Origin of the sequence: Mogibacterium kristiansenii, from assembly GCF_009695905.1 — a bacterium.
In the GTDB taxonomy this organism is placed as follows: domain Bacteria; phylum Bacillota; class Clostridia; order Peptostreptococcales; family Anaerovoracaceae; genus Mogibacterium_A; species Mogibacterium_A kristiansenii.
Genome location: NZ_VUNA01000012.1, coordinates 40,438 through 60,897, shown reverse-complemented (window position 1 = coordinate 60,897; position 20,460 = coordinate 40,438). Strand labels below are relative to the sequence as shown.

General features: G+C 53.3%; 16 protein-coding genes. All 16 read right to left on the bottom strand.

Annotation, left to right across the window (positions count from 1 at the left end; translation table 11 throughout):
• Positions 1-288: 288 nt before the first annotated feature.
• Positions 289-1,080, bottom strand: a complete 792-nt coding sequence (proC, locus tag FYJ65_RS06925; RefSeq protein WP_154554619.1) for a pyrroline-5-carboxylate reductase — start codon at positions 1,078-1,080, stop codon at positions 289-291.
• 33 nt (positions 1,081-1,113) lie between these two features.
• Positions 1,114-1,800 carry an L-2-amino-thiazoline-4-carboxylic acid hydrolase gene (locus tag FYJ65_RS06920; RefSeq protein ID WP_154554618.1) on the bottom strand — a complete coding sequence of 229 codons (687 nt, stop codon included), beginning with the start codon at positions 1,798-1,800 and terminating at the stop codon, positions 1,114-1,116.
• Positions 1,801-1,877: 77 nt separating this feature from the next.
• Positions 1,878-3,242: a CCA tRNA nucleotidyltransferase gene (locus FYJ65_RS06915; protein ID WP_206157347.1), complete on the bottom strand. Its 1,365-nt coding sequence runs from the start codon at positions 3,240-3,242 to the stop codon at positions 1,878-1,880.
• Positions 3,229-3,465 carry a hypothetical protein gene (locus FYJ65_RS06910; protein WP_154554616.1) on the bottom strand — a complete coding sequence of 79 codons (237 nt, stop codon included), beginning with the start codon at positions 3,463-3,465 and terminating at the stop codon, positions 3,229-3,231. Before FYJ65_RS06910 ends, FYJ65_RS06915 begins: the two co-directional genes overlap by 14 nt.
• A 262-nt stretch (positions 3,466-3,727) precedes the next feature.
• The gene (locus tag FYJ65_RS06905) at positions 3,728-4,900 is read right to left on the bottom strand and encodes an iron-containing alcohol dehydrogenase (RefSeq protein ID WP_154554615.1); all 1,173 of its coding nucleotides are present in this window, start codon (positions 4,898-4,900) and stop codon (positions 3,728-3,730) included.
• 120 nt (positions 4,901-5,020) lie between these two features.
• Positions 5,021-7,303 carry an endopeptidase La gene (gene lon, locus FYJ65_RS06900; RefSeq protein WP_154554614.1) on the bottom strand — a complete coding sequence of 761 codons (2,283 nt, stop codon included), beginning with the start codon at positions 7,301-7,303 and terminating at the stop codon, positions 5,021-5,023.
• Positions 7,304-7,370: 67 nt separating this feature from the next.
• A complete protein-coding gene (gene rlmH, locus FYJ65_RS06895) occupies positions 7,371-7,850 on the bottom strand; it encodes a 23S rRNA (pseudouridine(1915)-N(3))-methyltransferase RlmH (protein WP_154554613.1) in 480 nt (159 codons plus the stop codon).
• Between the two features lie 12 nt (positions 7,851-7,862).
• Positions 7,863-8,705: an MBL fold metallo-hydrolase gene (locus FYJ65_RS06890; RefSeq protein ID WP_206157346.1), complete on the bottom strand. Its 843-nt coding sequence runs from the start codon at positions 8,703-8,705 to the stop codon at positions 7,863-7,865.
• A 17-nt stretch (positions 8,706-8,722) separates the two neighbouring features.
• Positions 8,723-12,142: a PD-(D/E)XK nuclease family protein gene (locus FYJ65_RS06885; RefSeq protein ID WP_154554611.1), complete on the bottom strand. Its 3,420-nt coding sequence runs from the start codon at positions 12,140-12,142 to the stop codon at positions 8,723-8,725.
• A 37-nt stretch (positions 12,143-12,179) separates the two neighbouring features.
• Positions 12,180-12,824, bottom strand: a complete 645-nt coding sequence (locus tag FYJ65_RS06880; RefSeq protein WP_154554610.1) for an HAD family hydrolase — start codon at positions 12,822-12,824, stop codon at positions 12,180-12,182.
• Positions 12,825-13,941 (bottom strand): peptide chain release factor 2 gene (gene prfB, locus FYJ65_RS06875; protein WP_235898228.1). Its coding sequence is split into 2 segments (ribosomal slippage): positions 12,825-13,874 and positions 13,876-13,941, totalling 1,116 coding nucleotides; the frame shifts between segments, so codons are not numbered across the junction.
• A gap of 73 nt (positions 13,942-14,014) precedes the next feature.
• Positions 14,015-16,753 carry a preprotein translocase subunit SecA gene (gene secA / locus FYJ65_RS06870; RefSeq protein ID WP_154554608.1) on the bottom strand — a complete coding sequence of 913 codons (2,739 nt, stop codon included), beginning with the start codon at positions 16,751-16,753 and terminating at the stop codon, positions 14,015-14,017.
• A gap of 22 nt (positions 16,754-16,775) precedes the next feature.
• On the bottom strand, positions 16,776-18,035 hold the full coding sequence (locus tag FYJ65_RS06865) for an HlyC/CorC family transporter (RefSeq protein ID WP_154554607.1): 1,260 nt from the start codon (positions 18,033-18,035) through the stop codon (positions 16,776-16,778).
• Between the two features lie 163 nt (positions 18,036-18,198).
• The gene (locus tag FYJ65_RS06860; protein ID WP_154554606.1) at positions 18,199-18,882 is read right to left on the bottom strand and encodes a response regulator transcription factor; all 684 of its coding nucleotides are present in this window, start codon (positions 18,880-18,882) and stop codon (positions 18,199-18,201) included.
• A gap of 9 nt (positions 18,883-18,891) precedes the next feature.
• Positions 18,892-19,269 (bottom strand): hypothetical protein, encoded by a 378-nt coding sequence (locus FYJ65_RS06855; protein WP_154554605.1) that lies wholly within the window; start codon positions 19,267-19,269, stop codon positions 18,892-18,894.
• A gap of 9 nt (positions 19,270-19,278) precedes the next feature.
• Complete coding sequence (locus tag FYJ65_RS06850) at positions 19,279-20,241, bottom strand: amidase domain-containing protein (RefSeq protein WP_154554604.1); 963 nt, start codon at positions 20,239-20,241, stop codon at positions 19,279-19,281.
• Positions 20,242-20,460 lie beyond the last annotated feature (219 nt).

Here is a 20,460-nt window from a genome sequence, read left to right as displayed (position 1 = left end):
ACGCACGCTCTATAGCTGCGAGGACAATACCTGCAAAAAAGTCCTCGCAGCGCGGGTCGCTCGGGGCATTCCAATTAAAAATGAGGGATAGTTTCAAATAACTATCCCACAAAAATTCGTGAAGAGCCTTTTTTTCCGGCCCGCGGTTCGCGCTCCGAAACCGAGTTCATTGGCTTTCCGGGCAGGCGGGCGCGAACCGAGCCGGCGGGCCCGGCACAAATAAGAAGGGAGCTTGCGCCGGCGCAAGCTCCCCACATCTTAAAATTCCAATTAAATACCCCCACTCCATTACATGCTTCTGGATTTCCGGGTAGCGGCGGACACGCACTTGATGGTCGCCGCACGGAAGCCGTTGTCTTCCAGCACTTCACATCCTTCAATGGTGGTTCCGGCCGGAGAAGTCACCATGTCTTTCAGCTGGCCCGGGTGCATCCCGGTATCCTTCAGGAGTTTTGCGGACCCCAGCACCGTCTGAATCGCCAGCTCGTAAGCCACATCCCGGGTCAAACCTTCTTTTACGCCGCCATCGGCCAGCGCCTCCACGAACATTGCCACGTATGCCGGGCCGCCGCCGGAAAGACCGCAGGCCGCATCCAGGTCATAGGTCTTTACCCAAGTAATGGCGCCGATGGACTCGAAGAGTTTTGTGGCAAAATCCCGCTCTGCATCCGTCAGGTCGTTTTCCTTGCTGCATGCGAACGCTCCTTCAAAAACAAGCGCCGGGGTATTCGGAAGCAGCCGCAGAATGCGGAATTCTTTTACCGCACAGGCATCCCGCAGACGCTCCACAGACACGCCCGGAAGGATGGACAGCATCGCCTTGTCTTGCAGTCCCTTGCCGGTCTGCGCCATGGCATCCAGCATCTGCTGGGGTTTTACCGCCAGCAGGGTCACGTCCGTGTTCGCCGTGACATCTTCATTGTCCTTCGCCACCTTCAGGCCGAACTCCGCCGCCGCTTTCCGCGCCGACTCCTTGATATCGTAGACCAGCACATCTTCCTTTGCCAGAACGCCGCTGGCCACCGCACCTTTCACGATGGCACCGCCCATGTTTCCGAATCCAATTACGCCAAATTTCATCTCAAGTACCTTCTTTCTGTTTCGTTCAATTTCTTAGAACCGTTCTCCCTCAAATTCCAAAATTCGATTGTATTCCGCCTGCCCGAAGAGCTTCACGTAATCCTGCACCGCATTCCGGATGATTTCATCGGCACTCTCCGGGAACGCCTTCTGTATTTCATCGGTGATGGTGTAGTAGATGTGTGCCGTGTGGTAGTCGAAATCCCGCATGGCCGAAGTGCCCAACTCCTGTTTCTTCCGGTTCATCTTCGCCATATCTTCCTCCGTCAGCGGCTGCTCCCAGTCGAACTCACAGCGCTTACCGCCCCAGCTCATGGTCGGCACGTTGGGCGTACAGACGAAATCCTCGCAGAATCCCTCGTACACCGCCTTGTCCACATTCACGCAGTACTCCCGGCCGTACTCCAGCAGGCCGTATTTGTTCCAGGCATCACACCACGCGCATTTGCTGATGTAGCTCTTCAGGGTCGGCTCCGTCTCGTCGTATCCGAACTCCATCTGTCCCTCGTAATCCGGCTTCCACTCGCCGTAGGCCTGATTGGTCCACAGGGCAATCGGGTCCCCGTTGGCCTTCGCCCGAGCCGCCATCCGCGCGCCCCGCTCCCGGCCGTACCGAATCATGCCTTTCTGAATGACCTCCCGGCCTTTCTCGCCTTCGGTCTCCACCGTGCATTTGCAAAGCAGCGCGAACACGATTGCTTGATTTTCAATTCTCAGCATTTGCCTACCTCCCTGGTTGCTTATTTGTACTCACTATACGCTTTTCTGTCCAAAATTTCAATATTTTGCAGAAATATTTATCCTATGTACCAAATTATATGCTTTTTCTTCCATTCCTCTGCCGCTTCCAGCAACGCCTCCCGGCGGTTCTCCAGGTCCCCTTCCAGCACCCGGTCCAGGATTTCATCCAGTACCCGGCCCACTTCCGGTCCCCGGGGCACCCCAAGTTCCAACACATCCCAGCCGTCGATGGCCAGGTCCTTCCGCTTCAGCACCCCTTCTTTCTCCGCCACGGTCTGCACCAGCTCCCGAAACGCATCGATGGCCGCCGCACGCTCCTTTCGCACGTGCTCCGCCTGGGACAGCACGTCTCCGCGCTCCAGATCGATCAGCCGCATCAGCTGCTCTTCCCCCAGCTGGTTCAGCCGCCGGCGGACGTACTTTTCCGTGCGATTAAAAACATATCCGTGGGATGCCACCAGTTCCGTCACGTCCTTTACCGTTTTCCGGTCGTAGCGAAGCCGCTTTAGAATCGCCTCCGCCATCTCTGCGGACACCTGCTCGTGACCGTAGAAGTGTCCCCAATTTTCTTTTACCACAAAACACCTCGGCTTTCCGATATCGTGGAGCAGCGCCGCCAGGCGCAGCACCGGTTCCGGCGGCACATTGCCCACCACGTGGAGGATGTGCTCGTACACATCGTAGCAGTGGAACGGGTTCTGCTGGTTGAAATCGAAGGTCTCCCGAAGTTCCGGAATCACCTCGGCGAAAACATCCCGGTATTCCCGAAGCACCGGAAGGGGATTCGGCGCGGTCAGCGTTTTCTCTATTTCCACCCGAATGCGTTCCGGCGAAATCTGCCGAAGCAGGTGTTTCTTCTCGTGAATGGCACGGCCGGTGTTCGCCTCAATCTCGTATCCCAGCTGCGCCGCAAAACGCACGCCCCGTAGAATTCGCAAGGCATCCTCTTCGAAGCGCTGCACCGGATTGCCTACAGCACAGATCTGCCGCCGGGCGAAATCCTCTTCGTACCCCGGCACGCCCCGCAGATTTCCATCCAGGTCCATGGCCACCGCATTGATCCGAAAATCCCGGCGCTCCAAATCCTGTTCCAGAGAGCGGGTGAAGGTAACCGCATCCGGCCGCCGATGATCCGTATATTCCCCATCCACCCGGTAGGTGGTGACCTCGTAGGCTTTGTGATCCACAATCACCCCGATGGTTCCGTGCGTCTTTCCGATTTCCAGCGTCCCAAAATCTCGGAACACCGCTTCCGTCTCCTCCGGCAGCGCGTTCGTGGTAATGTCGTAATCCCCCGGCTGCCGCCCCAGAATCAGGTCCCGCACCGCGCCCCCCACCAGGTACGCTTCATATCCCGACGCCTGAAGCCGCTCCATAATGAACCGGGCCGCCGCCGGAATTTGCTCCTTATAAGTCTTCAAATTCATCGTCCTTTAAGTCCTCACCCAAAAAATTCGTCCGATAACATTCGTCATATCGCTGCGCATGCATCGGATCGATTTTGCAATAATACTCGAAGGAGTTGTACGGCTCCGGCTTCCGATTCCGTTCCTCCAGCTTCTTCACGTTGACCCATTTCCCGTCGATGTACTGAATATTCGAGGCCCAGCAGACGAAGCACAAAATCAATATTGCAAGCAGCATGTTCTCACTCCTTTCACGACCCAAAATTTTCACGGTCCAAAATCTCCATCTTTACAGGTATTCTACCCCCTTTCCCCGCCGCTGGGAAGCACATCTTCTGTTTCACGACCGCAATGAGAGCTTTCTTTACCAATTAATCCCGCCGCTTTCGCCACGCATCAACGGAACTCCGCATCTAACGCGAGTTCGCGGAGTTTTCTTTATATAAAGAGAGTGATTCGCCCGGCGAATCACTCTCCTTCCTCTCTTATCTTCTCTTTTTCTAAAAACATTCCTTATAGATCTCATAGATTTCATCCTGCCGGATTTCCCGGAAGGCGCCGCCGGCGGTGTAGCAGGAATCGGCGATTTCCCGAAGGTCTGTGCTTTCATCCACGCCCAGCTCCCGCAGGGTTCCCGGAAGCCCGCACTCCCGGATGAAATCCTCCAGCGCCTGAATGCCTGCCAGCGCCAGTTCCTCTTCATCCGCATAGTCCGCCGGATTCAGGCCCCATACGTTCGTTGCGAAACGGGTGAATTTGCCCAGGCCGTCCCGGAAAATATGGCGGTAATACGTCGGGTGCAGCACCGCAAGTCCCTCTCCGTGGTTGCAGTCCGTATAGGCACTCAGCTGGTGCTCCATATTGTGAACCTCGAAATCCTTGGTTTTGCCCATTTTGATCACCCGGTTTTCCGCCATGGAAGCTTCCCACATGATGTTGCTTCGTGCTTCGTAATCCTCCGGATTCTGAAGGGCCTTGCGGAAATCCCGAATGACGCCCTTCATCAGGGCTTCGGAAATATCATCGGACACGTTGTCCTCAATCGGGAAACTGAAATAGGTTTCCATAATATGGGACAGGATATCGAAAGTGCCTGCCCGCAGCTGCCGCAGCGGCATGGAGTAGGTATAGGTCGGATCCATCAGGGCGAAATCCGCATTCATCCGCGGATAGTCCCGGTCGGTCTTGATGTGTTTTTCCGTATTGGTCAGCACTGCGGAACCGTTCACCTCACTGCCGGTGGCCGGCATGGTTACGATCATGCCCAGCGGCAGTGGATCGAAATCCAAATTGCCCGGCTTTTCCCAGAACTCTTCCCACACGTCGCCGTCGTAAGGAACGGCGATGGAAATGGATTTGCAGCAGTCCATTACACTGCCGCCGCCCACAGCCAGAATCCAGGTAACCCCCTGTTCCTTTGCCAGACGGGCGCCCTCCTGCATTTTCTCCAGGGTCGGGTTGGACATGATGCCGCTGAACTCCACGATCTCCACGCCGGCATCCTTCAGGATTCCGGTGACTTCATCGTATACGCCGTTCTTCTTAACAGAGCCGCCGCCGTATCCCAGCAACACCTTGCCGCCATAGCCAGCGGCCAGCACCGGCAGCTTTTCTGCCACCACACCTTTTCCGAAATATACCTTCGTCCGATTCTCAAACTCAAAATTATTCATCGTTCTTCCCTCTGCTAATTTTCTTCTTAAAGAATTGCATTTCATGCCTCTCCATCTTACAACAAAAAAGTCTTTTTCCGCAAGCCTGTTGCGGAAAAAGACTTTTTTGCATAATGACTTCTACTTCAGTCCGGTGAGTTCCAGCACTTCCTCCACCCGGCTTACCGGCAGGATCTCCAGCTTCTCCCGAACTTCCTCTGCCACATCCTTCAGATCCTCTTCGTTCTCCTTTGGAATGAGTACCTTGCGGATGCCGGCCCGCTGCGCTGCCATGAGTTTCTCCGGCAGCCCACCGATTGGCGTCACCGCGCCCCGCAGGGACACCTCGCCGGTCATGGCGATTTCCGGCGATACCGGCCGGTTCTCAACCAGAGAGGTCAGTGCCGTGGTCAGGGTAATTCCCGCCGAAGGCCCGTCCTTCGGTACCGCCCCTTCCGGCACGTGAATGTGAATGTCGTTCTCCTCAAAAAGCGCCGTCTTATCCGGGTGCATGGATTTCACCAGACTCACCGCAATCTGAGCGGATTCCTTCATCACATCTCCCAGCTGACCGGTGAGAATCAGCTTGCCGCTTCCCTTTGTGAACAGGGTTTCCACAAAAAGAATTTCGCCGCCGGCCCGGGTCCACGCCAGTCCGGTCACGATACCGGGTTGCTTTTTCTCCAAAATCCGGTCGTGACTGATTGGTCGCATATCCAGATATTCCCGGAGATCCTCCTTCCGGACTTCCACCTTCGCCGGTTCTTCGCCCGCTTCCTTCACCATTTTCACTGCAGCCACTCGGCACAGGGTGTCCAGTCGTTTCTTCAGGCCCCGAACGCCGGCCTCCGCCGTGTAATCCGAAATGATGGTCTCCAGCACGTCCTCCGAAATCTCCAGATTCTCCTCCCGGATTCCCATGGATTCCATGGCTTTCGGCAAAAGATGCCGCCGTGCAATCTGGAATTTCTCCGTGGCCGTATAACCGGAGAACTGAATCACTTCCATCCGGTTCAGCAGCGGCTCCGGAATGGTATCCGTGGAATTGGCCGTGCAGATGAAGAACACATCCGACAGGTCGTACGGCACGTTCATGTAGTGATCGGTAAACGTGCTGTTCTGCTCCGGATCCAGAACTTCCAACAAAGCGCTGGCCGGGTCGCCGTTATAGGACGCGGACAGCTTGTCCACCTCATCCAGCACCATCACCGGATTGGACACACCGCTCTTATGAATGCCGTTCATAATCCGGCCGGCCATGGCACCGATATAGGTCCGCCGATGACCCCGAATATCCGCCTCATCCCGAACGCCGCCCAGGCTGACCCGAACGTATTCCCGCTTCAGCGCGCGCGCAATGCTGCGGCCGATACTGGTTTTACCCGTGCCCGGTGCACCTACAAAAAGAAGGATGGAGCCGGTCTGCTTTTTCTGAAGCTCCATCACCGCGATCTGCTGAATGATCCGGTGTTTCACCTTATCCAGGCCGAAGTGGTCTTCCTCCAGCACGCTTTCCGCCTCGTCCAGGTCGATGTGCTCCGGTTCCGCCTTGCCCCATTTCAGGGTGGTGACAAAGTCCAGATAGTCATAAAGCATGCCGGATTCCGGACTGTTCTGACCCTCCTGCTTCAGTCGGTTCAGCACCTTCTTCGCTTCCTTCTCGGCCTCCGGGTTCATGCCCGCCTCTTCGATTTTCTTCTCGAATTTGCGAATATCGGAAACGCTTTCCGGATCCATTTCGTCCAGCTCCCGCTGCAGAAATTCCATCTGCCGCTGGATGGCCTGTTTCCGGTACGCCTTCTCGTTCTCATTTTCCTGAGCACTCTCGGCTTCCCCGGTGAGCTTCGCCATCTCCAGATATTCGTAAACCATGGACTCCATGATTTCCATTCTTTTTACCGGACTGCTCTCCAACAGTACCCGGTACTTCTCCTCCGGCGTATTGCTCATCCAGATGGACAGGGCGGAAGCGATTTCTCCCACGCTCTCCATGTTCTTCAGGTAGCTTTTGGCCATGACCCCCCACGGCACGGTGCTCAGGAACTCGTAAAGCTTCTGCTTCATGCGGTTCACTCGAGGCTGTTCAATTTCGGGATCCATCTCCTCCTCGTCCGGAATCCGGCTGATGCTGAGCTCTGCGTGAAACGCGCCCTTTCCGTTAATGGCATCCAGGCTCACCCGATCTGAGGTTTCCACGATGCAGTAGCCGTTCTTGCTCACATCGGTGACGGTACCGCCCACGCCCACGGGATAGAACCCCTCTTCCGTCAGTTCCTTCCAGCTGTCCTCTTCCCGAGAAAGCAGGAGAATCACTCGTTCTCCCACTTGCGGCAATTGACCGGTTACCATCCGGTACCGGTCGCTGATAATGTATACTTTTCCGTTTGGAATTATGATTCGATTATATATCGGTACTAATGTCATCTCTCTTCATCCCTTCTATGTATTTGTTTGCGGCATGCCTGCATCAGCGGGAATGCTGCAGGTTTCTTTACTTATGATAGGTCTCATTGTTGGCAATCTTGAAGCTGCGGTAGATTTGCTCCAGCAGCAGCACCCGGGCCATCTGGTGGGGGAAGGTCATGCGGCTGAAGGAAAGCCCGAAGTCCGCCCGCTTTTTTACCGCCGGGGACAGCCCCAGGCTGCCGCCGATGATGAAATCCACGGTGGACCGACCGCTGTCGAAGGTTTTCGTGAGATGCCGGGACAGTTCCACGGAGTCCAGCATCTTCCCCTCCACCTCCATGGCAATCACGTAATCCGACTCTCCGATTTTGGACAGGATGGTCTCCCCCTCCTTCTCCATCACCTGACTCTCATCCGCCGGCGATGCGTTCTTCGGGAGTTTCGATTCCTTCAGCTCCACAATCTGAATCCGGGCATACCCACCGATTCGTTTGGTGTACTCCGCCACCGCCGCCTGCCAATATTTTTCCTTTAATTTTCCGATGCAAATAATATTGATGTTCATTTTCTTCCTATCCTAGAATCCGATCAGCGGTCCGGCTGCGCTCTTGGCCGCCACCTCCATGCGGAAATTCACGTTCTTGTGGTAATCGTTCTGGTCCAGCACATCCCGCACCGTCAGCGCCGCATTGAAGGGCGTGTTGTTGGTGGTACTGAGATGGGCTAAAAGAATTTTCGGCAGCGCCAACTTCCCGTCCTCACAAGGGTGTCCGGCAAGGCTCAGGGACGGCCGGTCTTCCAGCATGCGGGTCAGGGCTTCGCCGCAAGCCACGTTGGAAAGATGGCCTTGGTCGCTGAGAATTCTTCTTTTTACCGGATACGGGTAGGGACCCATTTCCAGCATGGACACCTCGTGGTTGGCTTCCATCACCAGCACGTCGGAGGTACGGATTTCTTCGTAGATTTCATCGGTGACGGTGCCCGTATCCGTCACCACCGTGATTTTCGTGTTGTCCTTCCGGAAAGAGAAGCCCAGCGGCTCGCTGGCATCGTGGGAAAGGGCGAAGCCCTTAATCTGAATGTCTCCGATTCGGGTTTCATCCTGAGCGGAAAAATACCGAAGCCGATCCTCCGGCACGTACTGGAACTTGTCGCAGTTGTGAGCCGTGCCCCGGGAGGCGATGACCTCTGCGTTCTCGCAGATGCGGGACATCATGCGGATGCTCTTTACGTGATCCACGTGCTCGTGGGTCACCAGAATTCCGGAAACGGCGTCCTCGGAAATGTTGGCGTCCGCCAAAGCCGCGCGGATATTTTTGCCGCTGAGGCCCACGTCCAGAAGGAGGTGCGTGGTGCCATCGGTGATTAAATAGGAATTGCCGGAGCTGCTGCTCCCGATTGATTGTATTGCTAAATTCATGAATTTCTGCCTATGTTCTATATCTGTCTGTACTTGTTGTTTCTGTAAGTTAAGTCGAATTTGCAGATGGCACGGTACTGGCAGTACGTGCATTCTGCCCGTTTGTCCTTCTTCAGGCGGGTCGGGGAAATGTCGATTTTGCCGCGGACGATGCCGTCGCTGAGCAACTCGATGGTTTTGTGCACATCCTCCCGCAGGGCGCGGAATTCTTCTTGACTCAGCTTTTTCGGCTTCTTCTCCAGCATTTCCACCGGCATGCTGCTGAGCACCGCCGGGTCGTCCAGCACGGCGCCCCGCAGGCTGAACCGCTCGCCCTCTTCCTTGGCCAGTTGTTCCTGCTGCTTGACTTCATCCAGCTTGTTGGCGTTGAGCTCGCTGTCGCTGATGTTAAAGTAGAACATGCCCACCGGATTGTATTCGTCGCCGCTGGCCCCTTCCAGGTACACCATCAGCTGCATTTTGTAGCCCATCCGCATCTGCTCGATGTCCAGCTTGTCCTTTCCGGTCTTGTAATCGATGATTCGGATGTTGCCGCCCCGCATCAGATCGGCCCGGTCGATTTTTCCCTCGATGTAGACCTTCTGCCCGTGGAGGGTGTATTCAATGGGCCGGAACCGGCAGCCCCGACCGAACTGCTCTTCGAAGAATGACATTTCCACATTTCCAAGGCGCAGCTGTTCCGCCAGCACCTGCACCGCATCCTCGCAGATTCGACGGATCCGGCTCATGCGGTATTTCTCTCGGTCGCCGGAAACGAAGAGTCCGCCGCGATAGGATTCGGACAGCTTCAGAAGCTCTTCGTCCACCATTTCTGCCAGGTGCTCCATGGAGATACCTCCTTCCGCTTTCGCCTGCGATTCCGACGTCTTCGGTTCCTCCGCTCCCTCACCGATACCGGTGCCGACAGCTTCCGCCTCTTCCGTATTGCTTTTATCCTCCAGAATGCCCTCTGCCAGAAGCCGTTTGGAAACCCGCATGATGCACTCGTGGTACACATCGCCGATTTCCCGGCCGCTGCTTCGAAACTCCCGCGGCTCTTCCGCCCGAAGTCCGTGCATCACAAAAAATTCAAACGGACAGTGGTTGTATTTCTCCAGCTTGGAGGCGCTGAAGACGAAATCCTCCCCTCGGCGGTACAGCCGTCCGGCGGTGTCGATGTCCAGATCCCGAGCGCTGTTCTCATCCAGTCCCGCCCGGCTGAGTTCCTTCAGCTGCTCCGGCCGGTGCTTCTCGTACCAGCGGAGGATGCCCTCTGCCAGATATTTTTCTTCCTCTTCCGCCGATTCCGTTGCCGCTGCAGATGCCGGTGTCGGAATTGCCTCCGTCTCTTCTTCCTCTGACGATGCCTCCTCTTGAAGCGCTCCGATCATCTGATCCATCGGCCGCTCCTTGAAGTGGTTCATCATGTGGCGCAGGGACTCCGGTCCGTTCTGTATCAGATCCGCATTAAAGCCCCGGCTCACCGCATCCTTTCGGATTTTCAGCAGGGGGAACAGGTCCTTCAGGTAATCTACCAGAACGGACGGCTTCATATCGCTGCCATCGCTTCCCGCCAGGGAATAGCTTACGTACAGCTTCTCCGATGCCTGGGACACGGTACGGTACATGGCGCCGTTCTCTTCCATCATTTTCAGGTCGTCCAGGCTCCCCAGAACGAATTCGTGCCGCGCGAACTGCTGCTTTTCATCCACGGAAAACAGCCCTTCCGGCGACGGGGTCTGAGGCAGGATTCCCTCATTGGCGGACAGCACCATCACCACCTTCGGCGGTGCCGGCCGGGTTCGAATCATCACGCCCATGGTCAGCCCGTCCTGAGTCGGCGGAATCAGCCCCACTTCCGCATTGAGAATTCCCACGGAATACAGATCCACGAACTCCTTCAGGTCCATGTTCTCGTCCCCCATGATATTCCCCACGCATCCCAGAATCCGAACCACCTCGTTATAGCTCTGGGCGGTCCACTGAGCCTCTTCGAACCGCTCCCGGTTGTACTGACCGTCCTCGATCTCCCGGATTTTATTCCGAAGATCCCATACCTCATTCAGGTAACGGTAGAATTTCTCGATAAAATCCGCCATCCGCTCCGATTCTTCCGCCAGCACCTTCAGCTGGTCGATTCGTCCGGTAATCTCCACCCGGCTCTCCTCCAGCTTGGCGAATTCCTCCGGGTCATACTCGAAATCCCCGTATTTAAACGGATTCGTCCACATAGAGCCCTTGATGCCGAAATCCCGGACGTAGTTCTCCAGGTTCCAGATGGCCTCCCGCTCCAGCCCGGTGAGGCCGCTCTTCAGCAGCGCCATCACCGCCGGCGTCCGGTACCCGCCGCTGCAGATTTCCAGAAGGTTCATTACGAAACCCACCACCTGCGAATCCCGAATGCTTCGCCGGGCGTCCCGGAACAGAGGCAGTCCGTACTCCCGAAAGGTGCGTTCCACGATGGGCTGCATCTTCTCCGTGTCGTTGCAGATGATGACGATATCCTTCATGCGGTATCCCCGGTGCAGCAGGTTGTACACCTCAATCGCCGCATTTTCCGCCTCGTTGTACAGGTTGGCGCATTCCACCACCTTAAGATCCGCCGGACGGAAATCCGCCGAGGCGATTTTTGTTTTATCCGATTGGGTAAAAAGACCCTGTTCGATGCGCTTCAGGGTTTCCGACTTCTCCAGCACGTCGCCGGTCAGGGTTTCCACGGAAACCGTCAGGCCCTTCTCTTCGGCGGAACGGCAGATGCTCCGAATCAGCACATCTTCCAATCCGAAATCCGTCCGGTTCACCATGACGTATACGTTCCGGGCCACTCCGGCAATCTCCGTCAGGGAGCGGACGAACTTCGCCGTCATGCTGTCGAATCCGTAGACCCACACCGTTTTTCCCACCAGTTCCCGGGATTTCCCGATGGCGTCCGTGTACAGGTCCACGTAATCCTCCACATCCTTGTACTTTCCCTGCACCAGGGATTCATACTCCTCCAAAATGCCGGAGAGCTCCCGGATTTTCTTCCGCAACAGTTCGTCGGTTTCCGGATCCGCCAGAATTTCCTCCAGTTCTTCTCGGGTGCATTCCTGCTGGCGGAAATCCGCAATGAAATCGTGGACCATCTCCACGAAATTCCGCTTGCCGGCGGAGGTGCGGAAAATATCCAGTTGTTTTTCCCGATTGCGAATAATCCGCGCCAAAAGCATGTACCGCTCATACCGGTCCAGCATCCGCACGTTATCCGTGCCCTGCTCCTGCAGCATGCGCAGGCCCAGCCGGTTCATGCTGAGAATCTCCACATTCAGCAGACAGGAGGTGTTCAGGTATTTCAAAGCCTGTTCCTCCGCCACCAGGGTGTACTGATTGGGCACGATCACCAGGGTCTCCCCTTCGGTATGCTCATAAATGAATTTTTCCTTGTCGATGTTCTCTCGGCCCTGATAGATCTTCAGCATGTCCTTCTCCTATATCCGTTTCTGCGCGTGGCATTCTCTAGATCAGCTTCAGCACGTCCGCCGGTGTTTCCACCCGGTACGTCGGCCGGAAGCCCAATTCTTTTAGCTCGTTCTCGTCGATATCATGGCTCCAGCCCACCAGAATGCTGTCCACGCCGGCGTTGTTGCAGCAGCCGATATCGAACTTCGTGTCCCCCAGCATGATGGCGTCCTCCGGTTTCGCGGAAAGCTCCTCCAGCGCCATGCGCAATGGGGTGGGATCCGGCTTATGCTTGTCCGTGTCATCGCAGGTGATGAGTACGTCGAAGTAGTCCCGGATGCCCAGTTCCTTCATGTAATTTAACGTGGTAACTTTGGTGCGAGAGGTCACCACCGAAAGGGTGTGACCCCCTTCCACCATGCGGTCCATCATCTCTCGGGTTCCGTCAAAGAGCCCCACCATTCCGTCGTAATGGGCCTGCTGGTAGTTCCGGTAGATTTGCACCGCTTCGTCCACGTTCGCCTGAGGGAAGAACTTCTTCACGGTGTACCGAATGGTCTCCCCAAAGGTGTGGTAAATATCTTCCACCCGACCTTCTTTGCCGGTGTAGTGGCGGAACACCTCCTGCCAGGAAGCCACGATGACCCTGTTGGAGTCGAAAATTGTTCCGTCGAAATCAAAAATAATATGCTTTTTCTTCACCTACAGATTCCTCTCTTTCGCATCCTGAGACAGTTTCGCACGCACAAAAAGATCCAGATCTCCGTCCATCACCGCGCCGATGTTTCCGGTTTCCGCGCCGGTACGGGTATCCTTCACCATAGTATAAGGCTGGAACACGTAGTTCCGAATCTGAGCGCCCCAGGAGGCCTGACTCATATCCCCCTTCAGCTCGTTCAGGTTCTCCTTGTGTTCCTCCTCCGCCAGCTTGGTGAGCTTGGAGGTGAGGATTTTCAGTGCTACTTCCTTGTTCCGCAGCTGGGACCGCTCGTTCTGACAGGTAACTACGATGTTCGTCGGCAAATGGGTGATTCGAATGGCGGAATCCGTGGTGTTGACGTGCTGACCGCCGGCTCCGCTGGCCCGATAGGTATCGATCTTCAAATCCCCCGGATTGATGACCACATCCAGGTCATCTCCCAGGTCCGGCACCACTTCCACGCCGGCAAAAGACGTCTGCCGCTTTCCCGCCGAATTAAACGGCGAAATTCGAACCAGCCGGTGGACGCCGTTCTCGCTCTTCAGATATCCGTAGGCATTCTCCCCGGACACCATAATCGTAGCGCTCTTGATGCCCGCCACGGTATCGTTCTGAAGGTCCACCACTTCCGCCTTGAAGCCCTTCTTTTCGCAGTACCGAAGGTACATCCGCTCCAGCATTTCCGCCCAGTCCATGGCGTCCACGCCGCCGGTGCCCGCATAGACGGAAAGGATGGCGTCGTTGGAATCGTAGCGGCCGCCCAACAGCGTGCGGAGCTTCAGCTCTTCCATGTCTTCCTGTAGCGCACTGAAATTCCGGCGAATCTCCTTGGCTTCCTCCTCGTCGTTCAGCTCTTCCGCCAGGTCGATCAGATCCGCCGTATCGTCCAAGCCTTGCCGGATGCGTTCGTATCCCTCAATCTCATTTTCCAGGGATTTCTTTTTCTTCATGAGCTTCTGCGCCGCCGCCGGGTTGTCCCAGAAGCCCTCCTTGCTCATTTCCTTCTCATATCCCTCCAGGGTTTTCTTCAGCGCCGGCAGGTCAAAGATACTCTCCGATTTCCAGCAGCTTCGCCTTCTCCTGAGGGATTGCGGATTTAATCTCTTCCAATAAAACCATGTTTCGTTCCTCCTAATCTTTCGTCTATCCAAAAGCACCCGGATAAAAATCTTATCCGGGCACCCTGTTATTCCTATGCGTTTCTTCCGCAGCAGTTCTTGTATTTCTTTCCGCTTCCGCAAGGGCAAGGATCGTTCCGTCCCACCTTCGGCGCTTTCCGATGTACCGTCTCCTGGTGCTTCTCCTCTTCCGGAGCCGCATCCGGTCCGTTTGCGGTATCCTCGTCCCGATATTCCGCCTTGGAAGATTCCTGGCTGAGAATTCGGCTGGTCCGCTCCGTGCGGGTGGTAACCGTTACGTTATAGCAGTATTTTACCACTTCCTCCCGGATATCGGAAATCATTTCTTCAAACATGGAGAAACCTTCCGATGCGTATGCCATTGCCGGGTCCTGCTGACCCAGACCCCGAAGTCCGATGCCGGTCTTCAGCTGATCCATGGCGTCGATGTGATCCATCCAGCGGTTGTCTACCACTCGGAGCATAATCATCCGTTCCACTTCACGCATCTGCTCGCTGCCAATCTCCGCTTCCTTGGCATCGTATACCTTCTCGAAGGCCTGCTTCAGATCGTCCTTGAAGCTGTCCCCATCCAGGTTCAGCTTCTCCTCATCGGTATATCCGGCAAACGCCTCCCGGTATCTCGGGGTGATGTTGTCCAGTGCATCGTAGATTCGGTCGAAGTCCCATTCCTCCGGATACTTGGATTCCATGGTCACCGGATCCACAATTCCGTCCACCAATTCGCCCATCATGCCCAGGATGTACTCCTTCAGGTCCACACCATCCAGCACCATCCGGCGCTGGCCGTAAATGATTTCTCTCTGCTTGTTCATTACGTTATCGTACTGGAGCACGTATTTACGGATGCCGAAGTTCTTGCCTTCCACCTTCTTCTGCGCGTTCTCAATGGACTTGGACAGCATGCCGGCTTCAATGGCCTCATCGTCCTCCAGTCCCACGCGCTCTACCAGGCGCTGCATCTTCTCGCCGCCGAAGAGTCTCATCAGATCGTCTTCCAGGGAAATGAAGAACTGGGATTCACCCGGGTCTCCCTGACGTCCCGCACGGCCTCGCAACTGGTTATCGATACGACGGGATTCGTGACGTTCCGTACCGATGATGCATAGTCCGCCCAATTCTTTTACCTTCTCCTGCTCCGGCTTTCTCTCCGCCTCGTACTCCTTGCACAGCTTCTTGTAGGTGTCTCGGGCTTCGTTCAGCTCCGGATCCTCCGACTTGGTGATTCCGGTCATAAAAGCAAGCTGCTCCGGAGTATACTCCCGGCGCTTCATCTCTTTCCGCGCTTCAAACTCCGGATTTCCGCCCAGGATGATATCCGTACCACGACCCGCCATATTGGTGGCGATGGTTACTGCGCCCAGGCGTCCCGCCTCGGCAACGATTTCCGCTTCTCGCTCGTGGTGCTTCGCGTTCAGCACGTTGTGCTTGATACCTCTCTTCTTCAGCTGCTGGCTGATGAGTTCGGAAATCTCAACGGAAATGGTACCCACCAGTACCGGTTGTCCCTTTTCGTGGACCTCCGCTACTCGGTTCACGATGGCCGCATATTTTCCGGATTCGTGAGCGTACACCGCATCCTGCTTGTCCACACGGGCAATCGGCAAGTTGGTCGGAACAACCACAACGTCCATGTTGTAGATATCCCGGAACTCGTCTTCTTCGGTCTTCGCCGTACCGGTCATTCCGGACAGCTTCTGGTACATACGGAAGTAGTTCTGCAGGGTGATGGTGGCCAGGGTCTTGGACTCCGCCCGGATATTCACCCCTTCTTTGGCTTCGATTGCCTGATGCAAACCGTTGCTGAAACGGCGGCCGTACATGAGACGACCGGTAAATTCGTCGACAATCAGGATTTCGCCGTCCTGCACGATGTAGTCCACATCCCGCTTCATCAGGTAGTTGGCACGAAGTGCCTGATTCACATAGTGGTTCAGCTCCATGTTGTCCGGATCCGAGAAGTTCTGAATGTCAAAGTACTGCTCGCACTGCGCCACACCTTCATCCGTCAGGGAAATCTGGTTGTCCTTCTCGTCGATCTTATAATCCGTATCCTTCAGCAGCGTCTTTACAAAACTGTTGGCAGATACGTACATACCGCTGGAATCCACGCCCTGTCCGGAAATGATCAGCGGTGTTCTGGCTTCATCGATGAGGATGGAGTCCACCTCGTCCACGATGGCGAAGTTCAGCTCTCTCTGAATCAGCTCTTCCTCATAGGTCACCATGTTGTCCCGCAGGTAGTCGAAACCGAACTCGTTGTTGGTTCCGTATGTGATATCGCAGCGATAAGCCGCCTTCCGGTCTTCTCCTTCAATGGCGTGGGTCACGCAGCCCACGGTGAGTCCCAGGAAGTTGTAAATTTTTCCCATCCATTCCGCGTCACGGCTTGCCAGGTAATCGTTGACGGTAACTACGTGCACGCCCTTGCCGGTCAGTGCATTCAGGTATGCCGCCAGGGTTGCCACCAGGGTCTTACCTTCACCGGTCTTCATCTCGGCAATTCGTCCCTGATGAAGAACCACACCGCCGATGAGCTGTACCCGGAAGTGCTTCATGCCTACCGCACGCCACGCACCTTCCCGGCATACCGCAAAGGCTTCCGGCAGAAGGTCGTCCAAGGTCTCCCCCTCGGCCAGTCGCTCCTTGAACTCTCGGGTTTTTCCCTTCAGCTCGTCATCCGTCAGTTTCTGCATATCCTCGTCGTAAGCCTCGATACGATCGACAATCTTCTCCACCTTCCGGACTTCCTTCGCATTAAGATCTCCGAATATTTTTTCCAAAAATCCCATTCAACTTCTCCTTTAATTAAAACTATTCATCTTCCTCCGGAATGTCCTCAATCCGGATCTGAACCATTAACGCCCTTCTTTCATCCGCCCGGGTTACCCGCACGTGAAAAATCTTATGTCTCGACCGATAGGTGAAGGTGTCTCCCACCTTTGCCAGCCGGTCCAGCTCAATCATCACCCAACCGTTGATGGTGGTGGCATTGATATCGATGTCCTCGCCCACCATCTCGAAGAACTTCTCCACGTTGGCGCCACCGGCAACGGAGTAGGATCCGTCGTACAGCCGAGTCACCTCTCGCATCTCGATGGCATCGTGTTCGTCGTAAATCTTTCCCACCAGCTCCTCGATGATGTCTTCCATGGTGACCAGCCCGGTGGTTCCGCCGTACTCATCCACAATGATGGCGATATGGGTCTTCTTGGTCTGCATCTTCTTCAGCAGCACCGCCGCCTTAATGGATTCCGCCACGTAGGCCACCGGCTTGATGTACTGCTCCAGCTCCCGATTCTCGCCCACCACGTAGTTGTGAAAGTCCTTCTGATTGATGATTCCGATAATGTTATCCAGGTCGTCCTCGTACACCGGAAGTCGGGAAAGCCCGCTCTCCTTAAAGGTCCGGCCGATTTCCTCCACGGAGGTTCCCAGCTCCACCGCCACGATGTCCACTCGCGGGGTAATCACGTCGATGGCCTCCAGGTCGTCGAACTCAATGGCATTGGTAATCAGCTCCTGCTGCTCCTTGCCGATGCTTCCGCCAATCTGGGCCTCCTCCACGATGGTAATCAGCTCGTCCTCGGTGTAGGACCCGTTCTCCTGCGTCCCGAACAGCTTTCCCAGCAGCTTTTTCCACAAGGAAAAGAGCACGTTCAGCGGCGTGAACAGCCACATCAGCCCCCGCATAATCGGTGCCGCAAAAAGCGCGAACCCTTCCGGGTGTTCTTTTGCAATATTCTTCGGAGAGATTTCCCCAAAAATAAGCACCGCCACGGTCATCACCACCGTTGATGCGGTCGGTCCCAATGAGCCGCCCAGCAGCGCAACGAACATCACCGTCGCAATGGCGGTCATACCGATATTGGCAATATTGTTTCCAATGAGAATCGTGGACAGCAGCTTGTCATACCGGTCCTCCAGCTTCAACACCAGCTTCGCGTTCTTCACGTCATCATTGGCCATATTCTTCATCTTAATGCGATTGAGGGATGTAAACGCCGTCTCCGTTGCAGAAAAGAAAGCGGATAACAATAACAGACATAAAATACTGAAAATATAGGCTGTCAAAAATTTCCTCCTGTCCCTAATTATAAATATGCTTACGCATCATTGAATTATACTATATTATTGTGGTGAATAAAAGAATTTCAACTATCGGGACTGTGGTTTTGAAAGGTTTTTTCAATAGATGGGCAGGAAGTATAGATTGGATTGATAGGAATGAATCATTTCACGTTAATTCTATTCGCAAAATGTATCCAACACCTCTTTTGGTCAATATTTCTAGGTTGGAATCAATACGATTTAACTTTTTTCTGAGTGCAGAAACGTGAACGTCAACGGTGCGATTGGAATTGCAAAATCCATAGGTATCTATCTGTGCATGCAAAACTTCTCTGTGAACAACGGCGCCCATGTGATCTATCAAATTTTGAAGAATTACTGCCTCATTTTTGGTAATCTCAACAGAGCCGACTGCCGTTTGCAGCTGATATTTTCTTCTGTTAAACGTCATATTTCCAACAGAAATAACGTTTCCATTAGGAACCGCACAAAAGCACGCTCTCACAGTTTCCAGCAAATCATTGGGCATAAACGGAATCGTAAGATATTTGACAACATTCATGCTGAGTTGATTGCACATATTCACGTCCTCGCTATTTCTCAACATCAAAACTACGCTGCGAAGCATATCAGCATCACTGATATGCTTCGCAATTTTCAATTTCGCATTTTCCAAACTATGTAAATCACACAGAATCAAATCAATGCCCTTAATCTGCAGCAATCTTATCGCAGATGCAGCGTCGCTTGCAACCGTTACTTCATATCCGTATTCCATAAGAAAACTCTTTATGGCTGTTGCGATAACTGCATCAAATTCAATCAAAAGAACCAAATTGCTTGATTTCATATCTCGAACTTAATTCTCCCTTTTTCTTGCCATTTGAACAATTGAAAATGCACACCCTGCCACGGCTATTGCGATAACCGCACCGCCCCATAGAGTTAATCCGGACACGATATCCTTCACCGAATATGCACTTCCTTCAAATTCTTTTCCTTGAGTATATACATATAAAAACACTGCCGGAATGAACAATAAATTTCCAACCAGAAATACCAGTCTGTTTCGCAATAAAATACATCCCGCAATTACTATGCCCAATGTTAAAAACACAAACGGGTTAAGCAAAAAGTGCGTCCCGCGGATTCCGTCAACACCGGATTGATTCGTGTACCACACAAAAGGAGAGAGTAGTACTACAAGCAACGGAAACACAAACGTCTTATCTTTCATAGAAACCTCCTATTTGATTCTTATGATTCGAAATGTATTAGTAGATGCAATCTTTGATATAGACGCATCCACCGCGCTGTTTGATCTAGCAGAATATTTCCAATCACCTTTCTTTCCACCTGTTATTATTATAGTATGATAATATACTGTTTTTCCACTAGAATTCTTTTTTGCTAATTGAACAACATCTCCCAGCTTTGCTTTATCTTGCAATGTTGTCCGGTTTTTACACGATATTATGTTCGCACCCTTATTCTTCCAGTATGTATAAAAATCACTTACTCTCATAAATGCCGTGCTTTGCTTATAACGATGATATGGGTTTGATGACGTGTAATGGTAGGAATACCAATATTTTGTAGTCCCATATTTGTCTGGTTTTGTCTTGTATGATGGAGCATATGTGAATGATTTCCCTCCAGCCTTAATGCACTGAGAGACAAAGTTAGTGCAATCTGAGCCGTATGCAGGATATGCAGGCGTATTTGGATTGCGCGCATGCTTCTTTGCATACGAAATTGCTTTTGAGGACGAAAAACTCTGTTTTGTTGCAAGAGTATCTGATAGTTCATCTGATGCCGCTTTCTCCTGCTCATCAACCAAGGCATATGTCGACCAGATTTCTTTTCCTTCAATCTTATTTCGTGCCTTTTTATTAGCATAAGAATCCGGATTGATTACATACAACGATGCATATGCCATCATTTCCTGATAGTTGTCCTGATTAAGTAAATTTATATCTTTATCAAAGACCAACTGATCTGATAAGAAATCGATATATTCCTTACTATCGATTTCAATTTCCGGATAATTGTTCTGAATGTATGAATTCAGACAATTTCTTGCTTCTAAAACACTAGTTTTCTCACCAGAATCATCTTCCGCAAAAGCCCCCACTGTTAACATACATAGAGTAAGAACTAGTAAACATAGAACATTACAAATAGATACTTTTTTAACGGTTGAATTCATACGAACCTCCTCTTTTAACACTGCAAATAACCACCGTTTCTTTCATTCTAAACAACTTATGTTAAATTAGTGTTAAGATGTGTTAATAATATTTAAACACATCTTGGAATTCGTTTACTTTTTTATACACGTCTGTAATTCCAAGCATATGGGACCATTCATACATCTGCAGGATTCACAAGAGGAAAGCATTTTTCTCAGGTTCAGCCAGAGGGAAGG